Genomic DNA, 14,704 nt, shown 5'->3' on the forward strand with positions numbered 1-14,704 from the left:
TCACACCCCCGCGGCGTTGTCCACGCCACCGCTGACCGGCAGGTCGGCGAAGACGTCCGGCGGGTCCTGCCACAGGTCCGGCAGCGTGCCCGCCTGCGCGTCCTGGATCGCGCGCCACACCCGCTGGGGTGTGCAGGGCAGGTGGATGTGCCGCACACCCAGGTGGCTGACCGCGTCGACCACGGCGTTCTGCACAGCGGGCGTGGAGCCGATGGTCGCGGACTCGCCGATCCCCTTGGCGCCCAACGCATTCAGTGGTGTCGGCGTCATCGTGGAGGCGGTCTCGAAGTCCACCAGGTCCATCGCGCTCGGCATCGCGTAATCGGCGAGCGTGCCGGTCATCGGCTGCCCGTCCTCGTTGAAGACGACCTCCTCGTAGAGGGCCTGCGCGATGCCCTGCGCGAGCCCTCCGTGCTGCTGACCTTCGACCAGCAGCGGGTTGAGGATCCGGCCGCAGTCGTCGACCGCGACATGCCGCAGCGGGCGGACCCGACCGGTCTCGGTGTCGACCTCGACGACCGACACGTGCGCACCGAACGGGAAGGTGGAACCGTCCTGGTTGACGTCGAGCCCGGCGGTCAGCTCCTCGCCCTGGTCCTTGGCAGCGGCGGCGATCTCGGTCCAGGTCACCGTCGCGCCACCGGGCACCCCGGTCACCCCGAAGGTGCCCTCTTCGGTGAGCACGATGTCGTCGACGGCGGCCTCCAGCAGCGTCGCGGCGTGCCGGCGGGCCTGTTCGCGCACCTCGTTCGCGGCCGAGACGACCGCACTGCCACCCAGCTGCAGGGACCGCGAGCCACCGGTGCCACCGCCGCGCGGGACGACCGCGGTGTCGGACTGCACGTAGGTGATCTTGTCCATGGGTATGCCGAGCGCGTCGGACACCAGCATCGAGAAGGCCGTCGCGTGCCCCTGACCGTGCGCGGAGGTGCCGGACGAGGCGGTCGCGGTGCCGTCGTCGTGGACGGTGACCGAGCCGTATTCGGACCCACCGCCGGGCGCGGTCACCTCGACGTAGACGCTGACCCCGATGCCCAGCTGCACCGGCTCGCCGGTCTCGCGGCGCCGCGCCTGCTCCTCGCGCAGTTTGGTGTAGTCCGCGATGCGCAGCGCCTCCCGCAACGGCAGGTCGTAGCTGCCGGAGTCGTACTGTGCACCCATCTTCGTCGTCACCGGAAAAGCTTTGGGGTCCAGGAAGTTCCGGCGTCGCAGCTCGACGGGGTCGATGTCCAGCTCGTCGGCCGCGATGTCCATCAGCCGCTCCAGGTGCGCCGCCGCCTCGGGGCGCCCGGCTCCGCGGAAGGCGCCCATCGGGGCGGTGTTGGTCACCGCGGAGCAGGCGTCGTAGGCGACCACCGGGACGTCATACACACCGGGCACCATCAGGGCGGTCATGTGGATCGGCAGGGCCCCGCCGAAGCCGGCCCACGCGCCGGCGTCGCCGATCACGCGGGCCCGGATGCCGGTGATCCGGCCGTCCCTGGTCAGGCCCATCTCGTAGTAGCCGACCTGGCCGCGGCCGTGCATGCCCTGCAGGTTCTCCGAGCGGGTCTCGACCCAGGAGACCGGGCGGCCGAGGGCACGCGCCGCACCGATGACCACGGTGTGCTCGGAGATCAGCCCGGCCTTGCCGCCGAAGCCGCCGCCGACGTGCGGGGAGATGACGCGCACCTGCTCCTTGGCGAGGCCGAACTCGGCGCAGGCCATCCCCTGCAGTCCGTGCGGCATCTGCGTCGAGACGTGTATGACGAGCTCGTGCTCACCGTCCCCGGTCGTGTCGACGGCGATCGCGTTGCCCTCCATCGGCACGACCGCGACACGCTGGTTGACCATCCGGGCACGCACCACGGTGTCGGCACCGGTCAGTGGATCCTCTTGCACCGCAGAGCGATTGCCGATCACCAGGTTGGTGCCGAGGTCGGGGAACTGCAGCTCCGCGTCGGGGGCGAGGGCCGCCTCGGGGTCGGTGACCGAGGGCAGCTCGTCGTAGTCGACGTCGACGAGCTCGACCGCGTCGGCAGCGGCCGCGCGGGTCTCGGCGACGACGATGGCCACGGGTTCGCCGACGAACCGGACCCGGTCGGTGGCCAGCGGCGGGCGCGGCACCTTGGGGTTGACCACCATCAGGCCGTGGTGCGGTTTCAGGTCGAGGTCGGCGGCGGTGTAAACCGCGACGACGCCCGGTGCGGCGGCGGCCTCACCGGTGTCGATGCCGCCGATCCGGGCGTGCGCGAAGGGCGATCGCACGAAGGCGGCGTGCAGCATCCCGTCCAGCTGGAGGTTGCCGACGTAGGTCGAGGCGCCGGTGACGAGGTCGGCGTCTTCGACCCGCCGGACCCGTGTTCCGAGAATTGAACCTGGCATAGGACGACACTACGACCTCGGCCGCCGGTGAGGGTGGCTCTCAGCGCAGGTTCGGTCGCACGCGCAGCACCTCCAGTGCCGCGGCGACATTGGTGACGTTGTCGGCGAGCGGGCGCGGCATCAGCTGGTCGGCGCGCTCGAGCCGCCGCAGCACCGTGTTGCGGTGCGTGTAGAGCCGGATGGCGGTGCGGGAGGCGTTGAACTGCTCCCGGATGTATGCCGAGACGGTGTCCCGAATGTCGGGATCCGCGCTGACCAGCGCGCCGAGGGTGTCGGCGACGAACTCGTCCGCCTTGGTCAGGTCTCCGGTCAGCAGCGCGACCAGCTGGACCTCGTCGTACCGGGCGATCCGGCGGCTGGAGTCCAGCCGGGAGAGCAGGCGCTGCGCCTCGGCCGCGTCCAGGTGGCTGCGGCGGAAACCCTCCAGTCCCAGACCGTTCCGGCCGATCGCGACCTGGACCCCGGGCGCTGCTTCGAGCGCCGCGGTGACGGTAGCGTCGGTGCGAACGTCGGCGGTCGGCAGCCAGACCCACAGCGACTGGGCGCCGGCGACAAGGGTGAGCCGGCGGGTGCAGTCGCTGGCCTGCATGATCGCGTCGGCGACGGCCTCCAGCCGGCCGGCGACGTCGCCCAGGTCGGTGCGGCCCTCCTCGTCGGACTCCGACCAGAGCACGAGCGCGGTGTGTTCGCCGGTCAGCCGGTAGTGCAGACGCAGCTCGGCCTGCGACCGGGTTATCGGGGCGCCCTCCAGGACGAGGGTCAGGGTCGCCATCCGCTCGGCATTGGTGCCGCTGGTGAGCTCGGCGATGTCGGCCTGGATCAGCTCGGTCAGCGCGTCGACCGTGTCGTCCAGGAAGGACGAGATGGACAGCGCCGAGGCGTTCAGCAGCTCCTGCAGTTCGTCGGCGTCGGAGGTCAGGGTGAAGCAGATCCGCATCCACAGCCGCCACGCCGCGCTCTGCGAGGTGCGGTAGGAGTCGAGGGCGCGGCTGTCCAGGCCGCGCCGGACCAGGTCACGGGACAGGGTGATCGCCTCGTGGCTCAGCTGCGGCGTGACACGTTCGCCGGGGTCGCTGATGTTGGACGCGGCCCAGCGACGTAGGTTCTGTACGTTGACGATTCGCGCCGCATCGCTGAGTGTCGGGTCGATGACCGACCGGTCGGAGTGGTAGCCCGCCAGGGTCGCCTCGTGCAGCACCGCGAGGTCCTCCTCGGAGAAGTTGAGTGCCTCGCGGGCTCCCTGCCGGAAGAGCTCGCGGACCCGCGGGCTCAGCGGCGGCAGCTGGTTGGTGTGCACAGTGCATCAGCGTACGGCAGCCGCGGGGGCAGTTTGTCCCTGTTTGCGGTGCGGTATGGCGACCAGGCTTGGCGTCATACCTCCATCGCCCCTCGTTCAGGAGTCCTCGCATGACCAGCATCACCACCGCCGACCAGCTCGACGTGCTCATCATCGGTGCCGGCATCTCCGGCATCGGCGCGGGGCGCTACCTGCGGACCCACTGCCCGGACAAGACGTTCGCCATCCTGGAGGGCCGCGAGGCGTCCGGGGGCACGTGGGACCTGTTCCGCTACCCCGGCATCCGGTCCGACTCCGACCTGCACACCTTCGGTTACGAGTTCAAGCCGTGGCGGGACAAGGATGCGATCGCCGACGGTTCGAAGATCCTGGGTTACCTGCGCGAGACCGCCACCGAGAACGACCTCGATGAGCTGATCCGCTTCAACCACAGGGTGATCGGCGCTTCCTGGGACTCCGCGGAGGCGCTGTGGACCGTCGAGGCGGAGACGCCGGAGGGTGCGCGGACGTTCCGGGCGCGCTGGGTCTTCGCCGGCACCGGCTACTACAACTACGACGAGGGCTACACACCCGTCTTCCCCGGCCGCGACGACTTCGAGGGCACGATCGTGCACCCGCAGCACTGGCCGGAGGACCTGGACTATGCGGGCAAGAAGGTCGTGGTGATCGGCAGCGGCGCGACGGCGGTCACGCTGATCCCGGCGATGACCAGCGGACCATCGGCTGCGGCACACGTGACGATGCTGCAGCGGACGCCGACGTTCGTGACGGCGCTCCCCCGTGAGGACAAGATCGCGCAGGCGCTGCGTCGCACGTTCGGTGAGGAGCGCGGCTACCGGCTGACCCGCCGCAAGAACATCACGGTGCAGCACTGGACGTGGCGGCTGGCGCGTCGCTTCCCCGATCAGACGCGCGCCCTGCTGCGCAAGGCGCAGGTGAAGGCGCTGCCGGAGGGGTATGACGTCGACACGCACTTCAACCCGCCGTACAACCCGTGGGACCAGCGGCTGTGTGTGGTGCCGGACGGTGACCTGTTCAAGACGATCCGGTCCGGGAAGGCCGACGTCGTCACGGACCGGATCGAGACGTTCACACCGAACGGCATCCGGTTGGCGTCCGGGCAGGAGTTGGAGGCCGACATCATCGTGACGGAGACCGGGCTGAACCTGCGGCTCTTCGGCGGCATCCCGATGACCGTCGACGGTGCGCCGGTGCACTTCCCGGACACCGTCGTCTATCGCGGGCTGATGCTGTCCGGAGTGCCGAATCTCGCTCTGTCCATTGGTTACACGAACGCGTCGTGGACGTTGAAGGTCGGCCTGCTCTGCGAGTACTTCACCCGGCTGCTGCGCTACATGGACACCTACGCGTACGACACGGTGCGAGCCGAGGCCGACCCGGCGATGCCGACCAGGCCGGTGCTGGATTTCGCCGCGGGCTACATCCAGCGCTCGATCGACGAGATGCCGCGGCAGGGCGACCGCGAACAGTGGCAGACGTCGACCGGGTTCGCCGATGACGTGCGGTTGCTGCGGAACGGGTCGGTGTACGACGAGTACCTGCACTTCACCTCCGCGGCCGCCGACCCCACCGCGGCCGCCGACCCCACCGCGGCCGCCGAGCCTGTCGAGGTGCCCGCGGTCGCCGAGCCTGTCGAGGTGCCCGACCCCACCACGGCCGCCAACCCCACCACGGCCACCGAGCCTGTCGAGGTGCCCGACCCCACCACGGTCGCCGAGCCTGTCGAGGTGCCCGACCCCACCACGGCCGCCGACCCCACCACGGCCGCCGAGCCTGTCGAGGTGCCCGACCCCACCACGGCCGCCGCGCCTGTCGAGGTGCCCGAGCCCACCGCGGTCGCCGAGCCTGTCGAGGTGCCCGCATGACCCACGACCGCTTCGCGCAGCTGCCGCACGGGATCCGGGTGTGCTACCGGGTGACCGGCGACGACGGCGGCATACCCGTGCTGTTGATCTCCGGTATGTCGCAGGACCTGACGATCTGGCCGCAGGAGTTCGTCGACGGCCTTGTCGCGTACGGGTTCCGGGTAATCCAGCACGACAACCGGGACATCGGGAGGTCGACGCCGATGTCCACGAGACCACCCTCGTTGCTGCATCAGTTGCGCGGCCGTGCAAGGCCGGACGCGTACACGCTGGAGGACATGGCGCAGGACAGTGTCGGGCTGCTGGACCACCTGGGTGTCGAGCGGGCGCACCTCATCGGGCAGTCGATGGGCGGGATGATCGCGCAGACGATCGCGGCGCACCACCCGGAGCGGGTGCTCACGCTCACGTCGATGTATTCGACGACCGGTGCACCCGGCGTGGGTGGTGTTGCCTGGTCGACGAAGCTGAAGATCGCCAAGCGTCCACCGCGCGGGAAGTCCGAGTTCATCGCGCGTCACCTGGAGTTCACCGCGCATCTGGCCGGTCGGCGCTATCCGATCGATCCGGTGGTCGAGACCGCGGTGGCGACCACCGCGTGGGAGCGTCGCGGGGTTGCCGGGGCCGCGGGAATCGCCCGGCAGATCCAGGCGATTCAGGCGTCGGGAGACCGGAGCAAGGCGGTGTCGGCGATCACTGCGCCGACCCTGGTGATCCACGGCGACCGGGACCTGATCGTGCATCCGAGTGGTGGGCGGGCGACTGCCGACACGATCGCGGGCGCCGAGTTCGTCAGCGTCGAGGGCATGGGCCACCACTTCGCGCCGGCGCTCGTGGAGCCGCTGCTCGAGCGGATCTCGGCCCACCTGCGGGCCGCGCGTCCGTCGCCGCACGTCTGACTCGCGGGGTGGGCTCAGACAGTCATCTGCCGGTTCCGACCGGCCGGCAGCGCCTCGGCCGGTAGCGGGCGCACGATCGCCACCGGGCAGTGCGCTCGACGCATCACGCCCTGGCTGACCGACCCCAGCAGCAGACCGCCCATCCCGTGGCGGCCGCGCGTTCCGACGACGAGCAGCGAGGCGTCGGCGCTGCTTTCGGTCAGCGCTGCGGTCGCGGGTGCGGTTGCGAGGACGGTTTCGACATACACGTGGGGGTGTTGTGCCGCGGGTGCTGCGAGGGCACGCCGCAGTACGTCGAGTTGGTGCCGTCGCGCGGCGAGCGTGTTCATCACGGTCATCGGCACGCCCTGGGTGAAGCGCCATTTGTCGGGCCGCCAGCACAACGTCGCGCGGAGCGTGACATGGCGCCGTTCGGCCTCCGCGAAGGCGAACTGCAGTGCCGCGGCTCCGTCGGGGCGGTCGTCGACACCGACCACGACCGGCCCGACACGCTGCCGGTCGGTCAGCGCTGCCCGCACGACCGTGACGGGGCAGTCGGCGGTCGCGGCCAGCTCGGTCGTGACCGACCCGAGGACAGCACCTCGCACCGCGCCGGCACCTCTGGTGCCGATGACGAGCTGCGCGGCTCTCGTCGACGCCTCGAGGAGCGCGCTCACGGCCGGCTGCCTCGGTTGCGACCAGCTGACCCGCAGCGACGCGTGGTGTGCGACCACGCCCAGGGCCTGTTCGCAGACGTTGTCGATGGAAGCGTCCTGCACGGTCCGGCCCCACCCGATGGGCGCAATCCCTTTCGCGTGCAGGATGTGCAGCGGCTGTGCGGTGGCATCCGCACGGTCCGCTGCCCACCGCAGCGCGTGCCAGCTCTCCGGTGAGCCGTCGACACCGGCGACGATCGCGTTGCGCGGGACATCGGTAAACATCATGCGCCTGCCGCGGCCTGCGGCGGCGAGGCGACGAACGCCTTGCGCCCGTCCCGCACGACGAGCACCGGGCAGGTTGCGGACCGGAGCACGCCCTGATGCACCGAACCCAGCACGGCACCGCCGAACTCCCCGTGGCCCAGGGATCCCACCACGACGAGCGCCGGGTCGGTCGCGTAGCGGCGCAGTTCCTCGATCGCGCCGTCCCGCACCGTGTGGGTGGTGACCCGCAGTTGTGGGTGGCTGCGCGCGACGTCCGCCATACTCCTTGCGAGCCGGTCGTTTTCGCGGTGTTGTGCCTCGTCGTTCGGGACCCGGTGCAGCACGATGGTCAGGTCGAGGTGGCGGGTGCCTGCCTGCTCGAAGGCCGTCTCCAGCACTCGTACGAACGGCCGGCCGTATTCCAGCCCCGCGACGACCGACGTCCCTGTCGTCAGGTTGGTGTCGGCCCGCAGCACCGCGACCGGGCACCGGGTCTGGGCGATCAACCGGTTGGTCGTCGAGCCCAGGAAGGCGTCTGCGGCGGCGCTGCGTCCGCGGGATCCGACGACCACCAGGCGGCATCCTCGTGCCGCGGACGCCAACGTCGTGGCCGGGTCGCCGGTCGGCTCGGACCACGTCACCTTCAGTTTTTCGCCGGACCGGACCAGGTGCGCGAGGGCATTGTTGATGACGGGCTCGTGCACCTGGCGGGTCATCGAGTAGGTCGGCCACGTCCGGTGCGAGACGTCGAGGACGTGCATCAGGTGGAGCGGCCATTTGCGGCGGCGAGCCTCGGCTGCCGCCCATTCCAGTGCCTTCGCGCTCCCCGCCGATGCGTCGAGGCCGACCAGCACTGCTCCCATGGGCACGATGGCGTCCATCATCTCGCTCCTTTCGCCTGCGGATGATTTCAGCGTGCGCCGGTGCCGGTTGGTTGGGTAGGGACCAAAGGCCTTGTGGTTCGGTCACTTCCGTCACCATTGGACCTAGGACACAACCCACCGCTCACGGTTGTACAAGAGCGTACAATTCGTGTATGACGACGGTCAGCGCCAGCGAGGCCCGGCAGACTCTCCCGAAACAGTTGGACAGGGTCGAAGCCGGTGACGAGGTTGCGATCACCCGGCACGGGAGGGTGGTTGCCGTGCTCGTGCACCCGGACGTGCTGCGGAGGCGGCGGGCCGGTGCCGCATGGGATGAGGCGGATCGCATCGGTGAGCTGCTGGCAGAGGCGCGGGCCGAGCCGATCCGCCCGCCGGTGATCAGCTCGAAGCGCGCCGAGGATCTGCTCGCGTCGGTCCGGCGTGACCGCGCCGGCCGATGACCGTTCCCGCGATTGCGTTCGATGCTGACGTGCTGATCTACGCGGCGCAACGCAGGCACGCACTGGGCGCGCGGGTTGCGGCACTGTTCACGCGCGCCGCCGAGGACGAGATGGTCGGCACGGGCTCGGTTCTGCTACTCACCGAAGTGCTGGCCAAGCCGATGCGAGATGATCCGGCCTCCGACGAGACGCTCGCGTTGATGAGCTTGTTGAGCCGCTTGCAGTTGTTGCCGCTCGATGATCAGACGGCGCGGCTCGCGCTGCACTTCGCTATCGCGTATGGTCTGCGCGCCGCCGACGCCACGCACCTGGCGACTGCGGTCGCAGCCGGAGCCGACCGCTTCCTGACCAACAACCAGAAGGACTTCCCCAAAACGATCGGCGAGGTTGACATCACCTATCCGAGCGACCTCTAGCGCAGCGAACTGCGCTGCTATTCGTCGGTTTCCGGGCGGCCGGGATCGCCGTCCCCGTCGGGCAGGTCTTCGCCGCCAACCTCGTCGAACGCATCCAGGGTGTCTTCGTCGCCGTCGTCGGTTTCCCAGTCGTCGGATGTCCAGTCGTCGGATGTCCAGTCGTCTGGTGTCGGGTCGGTGCCTGGTTGATGGTCGGTGTTGGTGTTGGTGTTGGTGTCGGTGCCCGGTTCGTGTCGGCGTTTCTCGCGGTCTTGCTTGTCCTGTTGGTGTCGTTGGAGTTCTTGGTCGCGTTGGGACAGGTTGTGGTCCCAGATGATGGTCATCAGGGTGTGTTCGGGGTGGGAGTCGGTGGGTGGTGGCATGCCTGGTGGTGCCGGTGGCCTGCTGGCCGCGGTGAGCCCGCCGATCGTGGTGCTTGAATCGTCCTTGGTTTGATTGAGGGGAAGCCAGATTTCCTGGAAGGAATCCCATCGATCATGGCGAATGTGAAGTATCCGCTGGAGCTTCGTGAGCGTGCGACCCGGTTAGCCGTGGAGGCCCGTCGTGACCCCGATACGCGTACTGGCGCGATCGCTCGGGTCGCCGAGCAGCTCGGGGTGCACAAGGAGGCGTTGCGGATGTGGGTCCGGAAGGCCGAAGCGGCGGATCTACCGGTCGAGCCGGAAGACTCCGAGGCGCGGATCCGGTTGCTGGAGAAGGAGAACCGGGAACTACGTCGGAGTAACGAGATCCTGAAGTCGGCCGCGGCTTTCTTCGCGGCGGAGTTGTGCGCCACGAGGCGCCGTGTTATCGAGAGGCGGTGGGAGACCGTCTCCGCCGGGTTGTCGTAGCAGCTTGGTGAAGCCTGGGGGCAGCCTGGTGCGGGTGGTGACTCGCGCCGGGTGGCAAGCGGCCCCGACAAGCGCAGGGCGTGCCGGTACTGCCAGACGGTGCGGGCCTGTGAGGCGAGGTCAGAGGGTACAGCGAGAGCGAACCAGTGGTTGACGCCCCGTAATCGCGAAGCCGGCTCGAACCTGGTAGATCTGGGCCGGTGCGCAGCGCACGCTCATCGGGCACCGTGTGGTGACCGGTGGGTGACTTCGAAGCCGTGTAGCTCTGACGGTGGGAAGGCTGCGGTGAAGGGCTACGGCGTAGCCGCAGCGATGCTGCCGGGGTAGAGCTGGGTGCCGGACTGGCTGATCGAGACATGGTGAACGTGGGAACCACCCCGTGGTGCGAGAGCCCGTTGTCCGGGCTCGGGTCGGTCACCACCGGTGCGCCGCGGGGTGGGGCGGAGGCCTGGTAGTAGTCGCGGGCGTGACGACCCGCCGTAGGAGTCCGGGAAAGCCGGGCACAGGGCGAAGCGGGCCAGCAGGTCGAGCAGGTTGTGTCACTGGAAGATCAGGAGGTTCCCGTCCCACATGGGCGGGTGTCGATGGTGAATACCGACGAACTGGAAGCTGCGCTGTTCACGGCGCAGCAGCGGGTACTGAAGATTCAGACCAAACTGCATGGTTGGGCGCTGCGGGATCGTGATCAGCGGTTTCGTGACGTGTTCAACCTCGTTGCCGATCCGGCGTTCCTTTTGGTGGCGTGGGATCGGGTCGCGGGAAATACCGGCGCACGTACTGCCGGGGTCGACGGACGAACTGCCGTCAGTGTTGCGGACGGGATCGGTGTGGACGTGTTCCTGGCCGATCTTCGGGCGGCGTTGCGTGACGGGACGTTTCGGGCCTTACCGGTGCGGCAGCGGATGCTTCCGAAGCCGTCCGGTGGGAAGCGACGGTTGGGGATCCCGACCATCGCGGACCGGGTGGTGCAGGCGTCGGTCAAGCTGGTGTTGGAGCCGATCTTCGAGGCGGACTTCCTGCCGTGCTCGTACGGTTTCCGCCCGAACCGCCGCGCGCATGACGCGGTCGCCGAGGTGCGTTACCTGGCCAGCCGCCCACGCTGTTACCAGTGGGTGCTGGAAGGAGACATCAAGGCGTGCTTTGACGAGATCGACCACACGGCCTTGTTGGGGCTGGTGCGTCGTCGCGTCAAGGACAAGCGCGTGATCGCGCTGGTGCGGGCGTTCTTGAAGGCCGGGCTGATGGATGAGGCCAGGGCCTTTGAAGAGACCACCGCGGGTACCCCGCAGGGTGGAGTGCTGTCACCGTTGTTGGCGAACATCGCGTTGTCCGTGCTGGATGAGCACATCGCGGCTCACCCGGGCGGGCCGCGCGCCAGTAAGGACCAGCGACACCGGCGTCGCCGTCACGGGCTGCCGTCGGTGCGGTTGGTCCGGTACGCCGATGACTGGTGTCTGATGGTCAAAGGCACTCGGCAGGACGCGGCTGTTCTTCGCGAGCAGATCGCCGTCGTGCTGGCAACGATCGGGTTACGGCTCTCGCCGGACAAGACGTTGATCACCCACATCGATGAGGGACTGGACTTCCTGGGGTGGCATCTTCAACGCCACCGTAAGAGGGGAACCAGCCGGTACTACGTCTACACCTACCCCTCACGCGCTGCGGTGCGGCGCGTGACCAGGAAGGTCAAGTCGCTGTCCCGGCAGGTCGGCACGAGCCAACCACTGGCCGAGCTGCTGCGACGCGTGAACAACGCGGTCCGTGGCTGGTGCGGCTACTTCCGGCACGGGGTGTCGTCGCGCGTGTTTTCCTACCTCAACCACGTCGTGTGGTCGCGGGTGTGGAACTGGATGCGGCGCAAGCACCGTCACGCCACGTGGAAGGACCTACGCCGCCGGTACTGCGGCGGCAGGTGGTGGCCCGCGGACGACCGGGTCGTCTTGTACGACCCGGCCAAGGTCCGCACGAACTGGTACCGATACCGCGGAACACTCATCCCCAGCCCCTGGCCACAACCGGCCCAGGGGCAGGCTGCCTGAGCAGACCTGTGGAGAGCCCGGTGCATTGAAAGGTGCACGCCGGGTTCGGGAAGCGGCCCGGGGAAACGGAATCCGCCCCTGCGGCGGACACCGCGCCCCGGGCCGACTTTCACCGACCGCCCATCCAGGTAGTCGTCGCGTTCATCGACGAGCACCGGCACCGCTGGGGTGTCGAACCGATCTGCCGCGTCCTTTCCGCCGAACTGGACGTCAAGATCGCCCCCGGCACGTACTACGCCCACAAAAAGCGACCGCCCTCGGCACGCGCCCGCCGCGATGCCGAGTTGAAGGAGGAGATCATGCGCATCCACGCCGACCGGCGGATGCGGGTCTACGGGATCCGCAAGATCCACGCGCAGCTGAACCGCGACGGGATCGACGTGGCCCGGTGCACCGTGGAGCGACTGTGCAAGCAGCTGGGTATCCGCGGCACGGTACGGGGAAAGTTCCCTCGCACCACGCGCCCGGCACCAGAGACCGGCCGGCCCAAGGACCTGGTCGATCGGCAGTTCGTCGCGGCCGCCCCGAACAAATTGTGGGTCGCGGACATCACCTACGTGCGCACCGACGCCGGCTGGGTGTACGTCGCGTTCGTGCTGGACGTGTTCTCCCGGATGATCGTGGGCTGGCAGGCCTCCACCCGGATGTACACCGACCTGGCGTTGGACGCGTTGAACATGGGCCTGTTCGCCCGTCGCCGTGACGGGCATGACGTCAACGGCCTTGTGCACCACAGTGATCGGGGCGTGCAGTACCGGGCGTTGCGGTACGCCCACCGGCTGGAGGAGGCCGACGCGGTCGCGTCCGTCGGGTCCCGTGGGGACTCCTACGACAACGCGATGGCCGAAGCGCTGAACTCCTTGTACAAGGCCGAACTGATCCACCTCGACGGCCCCTGGGACGGCATCGACGACGTCGAGACCGCGACCGCGGACTGGGTTGCTTGGTTCAACCACCACCGGATCCACTCCATGCTCAACTATCAACCTCCGGTCGAGGTCGAAGCAGCGTACTGGACGCAACACGCGACCACCGCAGCATAAGAAAATCAAACCCGCTGAGCCTCAACCAAACCCGGGACTTGACAGTGCGCACAGGTCCGCCAGCCAGGTCGCGTCGTTGACATCACTTTTACGGCCCGGGATGTTCTTCACGTGACGGGCATTGGCCAAGATCAGGTCGAACCCGGCATCCTCCAACACGTAATAGAACGGTTTCCAGTAGTCCCCGGTCGATTCCATCAACACCCCGGTAACCTGCTCATCGATCAGGTACTGGCGTAGCCCGAGGATGTCATCAGTCATCGAACCCCAGTCCGTCACCTCATACCGGGTCTTGTGACGTCGCGAACCCTGGACCCGCACACACACTTTCGCGCCCTTCTTCGCGATATCGATCCCCGCGCACCGCGCGTGCACCACGTCCATCACAGGCCTCCTGACCACCACCGACCACCATCCCCGGGACCGGGGACACCGGGTGCATGTCACGGGGAAGACAGGAAATACAGCGAAGTCTGTAACGCGTGCTCGTAGCAACAATCCACGGTCCCCGTGGAGCCTTCCACCACCATGCTCGATACCAGGCTCACAATGGCGCTAGTGTCCCTCGGCGTGTGACCGTGACACACACCCCTAAGTTTCCTCCGGCCACGCACCAAAGGCGAGACAACGCCACCAGAAATCTTCCCCACCCACGGTGGGCTAAGCGAAGCGGCCCGCGCTGCTCGATACGGCTCGCCCTTACGGGCTCGCCTACTCGGCCAGCGCGATATGACGGGGCGCGCCCACTCGGCCAGCGCGTGGGGGGCGCGGACCTCGATACGGCTCGCCCTTGCGGGCTCGCCTACTCGGCCAGCACAATATCGCGGGCTCGCCCACTCGGCCACCGCGGGGTGGCGCGGACCTCGATACGGCTCGCCCTTGCGGGCTCGCCTACTCGGCCAGCGCAAAATAGCCGGGTCGCCAGCGCGTGGGGGGCACCTCGACCGGCGTGTCGGGTCGGCTACTGGGCCACCGCGGCGTGCAAGCGGGTCAGCAGGTCGCGAGCATGCTGTTCAGCGCGGTCTTCTCCGTGCTGGTGACCCACAGGTCGTACTTGTCCTTGATCAGCACCCATCGCGTCGCGTAGAGGCAGTAGGCGTCGGTGTTCGGCGGCTTCCACTCGGAAGGGTCACGATCACCCTTGGACTGGTTCAGCGAGTCGTCGGAGGAGACGAGCACGAGCGGATCGTTCGCGTACGTGGTGCGTTTCGTCGTGTCCCAGGAGTCGGCGCCGGTCGCCCAGGCATCGCCGAGCGGGACGACGTGATCGATGTCGATGTCGGAGGCGCTGTCGTACTCCCCGTCACCGTACGGGTCGATCCACGTCCCCTGGAGGTTGGTGCAGGTGGACGACATGGTGACGTTCTCGCCGTCCCGGTAGAGCGCCGCATTGCGTGCGTTGCATGAGTTGTTCGGCTCGACCGGCCAGCCCCAGGTCGATGCGTCACGCCAGTGCGGGAAGAGGTCACGGTCGTAACCGCTCATCGAATCCTGCGGTTTGACAGTCAATTCGGTCAGATCCGCCTTCGCATCGGCGGAGGTTCCGGTCAGGCCGAGCTTGAGTTGCGCCGCCGCCACCGTTCCCGAGACCGTCCCGATCTCGGAGGCCTGCGCGGGTGCCGCGGTCGCCATACCGAGGGCGATTGCTCCGGCCGAAAATGCTGTCAGGAAGCGATATCTCATGCCGTTCGACGCTACGCGCGG

At 68.4% G+C, this 14,704-nt stretch carries 13 protein-coding genes and 1 pseudogene; 7 read left to right on the top strand and 7 right to left on the bottom strand.

The features are described from left to right. Nucleotides 1-2,364 (bottom strand): xanthine dehydrogenase family protein molybdopterin-binding subunit, encoded by a 2,364-nt coding sequence (locus tag FHU39_RS12265; protein WP_183320638.1) that lies wholly within the window; start codon nt 2,362-2,364, stop codon nt 1-3. Nucleotides 2,365-2,404: 40 nt separating this feature from the next. Then, the gene (locus FHU39_RS12270; RefSeq protein ID WP_183320639.1) at nt 2,405-3,661 is read right to left on the bottom strand and encodes a helix-turn-helix domain-containing protein; all 1,257 of its coding nucleotides are present in this window, start codon (nt 3,659-3,661) and stop codon (nt 2,405-2,407) included. Between the two features lie 110 nt (nt 3,662-3,771). On the opposite strand from FHU39_RS12270, the gene FHU39_RS12275 reads away from it, so the two are divergent. Both FHU39_RS12275 and FHU39_RS12280 read left to right on the top strand, forming a co-directional pair. Next, nucleotides 3,772-5,547 carry a flavin-containing monooxygenase gene (locus FHU39_RS12275; protein ID WP_183320640.1) on the top strand — a complete coding sequence of 592 codons (1,776 nt, stop codon included), beginning with the start codon at nt 3,772-3,774 and terminating at the stop codon, nt 5,545-5,547. Continuing rightward, nucleotides 5,544-6,446, top strand: coding sequence for an alpha/beta fold hydrolase (locus tag FHU39_RS12280; RefSeq protein WP_183320641.1), 903 nt, complete (start codon nt 5,544-5,546; stop codon nt 6,444-6,446). The genes FHU39_RS12275 and FHU39_RS12280 overlap by 4 nt, the downstream gene beginning before the upstream one ends. A 14-nt stretch (nt 6,447-6,460) precedes the next feature. Here the strand turns inward: FHU39_RS12280 and FHU39_RS12285 are convergent, their stop codons facing one another. Together FHU39_RS12285 and FHU39_RS12290 are read right to left on the bottom strand one after the other, a co-directional pair. After that, entirely contained in the window at nt 6,461-7,369 is a 909-nt protein-coding gene (locus FHU39_RS12285) for a universal stress protein (protein WP_183320642.1), read from the bottom strand. Further along, complete coding sequence (locus FHU39_RS12290; RefSeq protein WP_183320643.1) at nt 7,366-8,232, bottom strand: universal stress protein; 867 nt, start codon at nt 8,230-8,232, stop codon at nt 7,366-7,368. The genes FHU39_RS12285 and FHU39_RS12290 overlap by 4 nt, the downstream gene beginning before the upstream one ends. Before the next feature lie 152 nt (nt 8,233-8,384). On the opposite strand from FHU39_RS12290, the gene FHU39_RS12295 reads away from it, so the two are divergent. Next, on the top strand, nt 8,385-8,672 hold the full coding sequence (locus FHU39_RS12295) for a type II toxin-antitoxin system Phd/YefM family antitoxin (RefSeq protein WP_183320644.1): 288 nt from the start codon (nt 8,385-8,387) through the stop codon (nt 8,670-8,672). Beyond that, nucleotides 8,669-9,088, top strand: coding sequence for a type II toxin-antitoxin system VapC family toxin (locus tag FHU39_RS12300; RefSeq protein ID WP_183320645.1), 420 nt, complete (start codon nt 8,669-8,671; stop codon nt 9,086-9,088). The genes FHU39_RS12295 and FHU39_RS12300 overlap by 4 nt, the downstream gene beginning before the upstream one ends. Nucleotides 9,089-9,105: 17 nt before the next feature. On the opposite strand, the gene FHU39_RS12305 is transcribed toward FHU39_RS12300, so the two are convergent. Beyond that, nucleotides 9,106-9,450 (bottom strand): hypothetical protein, encoded by a 345-nt coding sequence (locus tag FHU39_RS12305; RefSeq protein WP_221185250.1) that lies wholly within the window; start codon nt 9,448-9,450, stop codon nt 9,106-9,108. Between the two features lie 114 nt (nt 9,451-9,564). Here FHU39_RS12305 and FHU39_RS12310 point away from each other — a divergent pair, with 114 nt between their 5' ends. The 3 genes from FHU39_RS12310 (at nt 9,565) to FHU39_RS12320 (ending at nt 13,000) form a co-directional block, all read left to right on the top strand. After that, nucleotides 9,565-9,918 carry a transposase gene (locus FHU39_RS12310; RefSeq protein ID WP_183318081.1) on the top strand — a complete coding sequence of 118 codons (354 nt, stop codon included), beginning with the start codon at nt 9,565-9,567 and terminating at the stop codon, nt 9,916-9,918. Nucleotides 9,919-10,502: 584 nt separating this feature from the next. Continuing rightward, nucleotides 10,503-11,957, top strand: a complete 1,455-nt coding sequence (gene ltrA / locus FHU39_RS12315) for a group II intron reverse transcriptase/maturase (protein ID WP_221185506.1) — start codon at nt 10,503-10,505, stop codon at nt 11,955-11,957. Between the two features lie 32 nt (nt 11,958-11,989). Further along, nucleotides 11,990-13,000 (top strand): IS3 family transposase, encoded by a 1,011-nt coding sequence (locus FHU39_RS12320; RefSeq protein ID WP_183320647.1) that lies wholly within the window; start codon nt 11,990-11,992, stop codon nt 12,998-13,000. Nucleotides 13,001-13,045: 45 nt separating this feature from the next. Here FHU39_RS12320 and FHU39_RS12325 read toward each other — a convergent pair. Together FHU39_RS12325 and FHU39_RS12330 are read right to left on the bottom strand one after the other, a co-directional pair. Further along, a pseudogene (locus FHU39_RS12325) lies at nt 13,046-13,384 on the bottom strand (IS110 family transposase); the annotation flags it as partial. Nucleotides 13,385-13,990: 606 nt separating this feature from the next. Then, the gene (locus FHU39_RS12330) at nt 13,991-14,683 is read right to left on the bottom strand and encodes an HNH endonuclease family protein (protein ID WP_183320649.1); all 693 of its coding nucleotides are present in this window, start codon (nt 14,681-14,683) and stop codon (nt 13,991-13,993) included. Nucleotides 14,684-14,704: the final 21 nt, after the last annotated feature.

The sequence above is a fragment of the Flexivirga oryzae genome, from assembly GCF_014190805.1.
Classification (GTDB): domain Bacteria; phylum Actinomycetota; class Actinomycetes; order Actinomycetales; family Dermatophilaceae; genus Flexivirga; species Flexivirga oryzae.

Excerpts from the sequence above, each read along its gene's own strand:
- FHU39_RS12265 (WP_183320638.1), bottom strand. The coding sequence starts at position 2,364 with ATGCCAGGTTCAATTCTCGGAACACGGGTCCGGCGGGTCGAAGACGCC.
- FHU39_RS12275 (WP_183320640.1), top strand. The coding sequence starts at position 3,772 with ATGACCAGCATCACCACCGCCGACCAGCTCGACGTGCTCATCATCGGT.
- FHU39_RS12280 (WP_183320641.1), top strand. The coding sequence starts at position 5,544 with ATGACCCACGACCGCTTCGCGCAGCTGCCGCACGGGATCCGGGTGTGC.
- FHU39_RS12285 (WP_183320642.1), bottom strand. The coding sequence starts at position 7,369 with ATGATGTTTACCGATGTCCCGCGCAACGCGATCGTCGCCGGTGTCGAC.
- FHU39_RS12290 (WP_183320643.1), bottom strand. The coding sequence starts at position 8,232 with ATGATGGACGCCATCGTGCCCATGGGAGCAGTGCTGGTCGGCCTCGAC.
- FHU39_RS12295 (WP_183320644.1), top strand. The coding sequence starts at position 8,385 with ATGACGACGGTCAGCGCCAGCGAGGCCCGGCAGACTCTCCCGAAACAG.
- FHU39_RS12300 (WP_183320645.1), top strand. The coding sequence starts at position 8,669 with ATGACCGTTCCCGCGATTGCGTTCGATGCTGACGTGCTGATCTACGCG.
- FHU39_RS12305 (WP_221185250.1), bottom strand. The coding sequence starts at position 9,450 with ATGCCACCACCCACCGACTCCCACCCCGAACACACCCTGATGACCATC.
- FHU39_RS12310 (WP_183318081.1), top strand. The coding sequence starts at position 9,565 with ATGGCGAATGTGAAGTATCCGCTGGAGCTTCGTGAGCGTGCGACCCGG.
- ltrA (WP_221185506.1), top strand. The coding sequence starts at position 10,503 with ATGGTGAATACCGACGAACTGGAAGCTGCGCTGTTCACGGCGCAGCAG.
- FHU39_RS12330 (WP_183320649.1), bottom strand. The coding sequence starts at position 14,683 with ATGAGATATCGCTTCCTGACAGCATTTTCGGCCGGAGCAATCGCCCTC.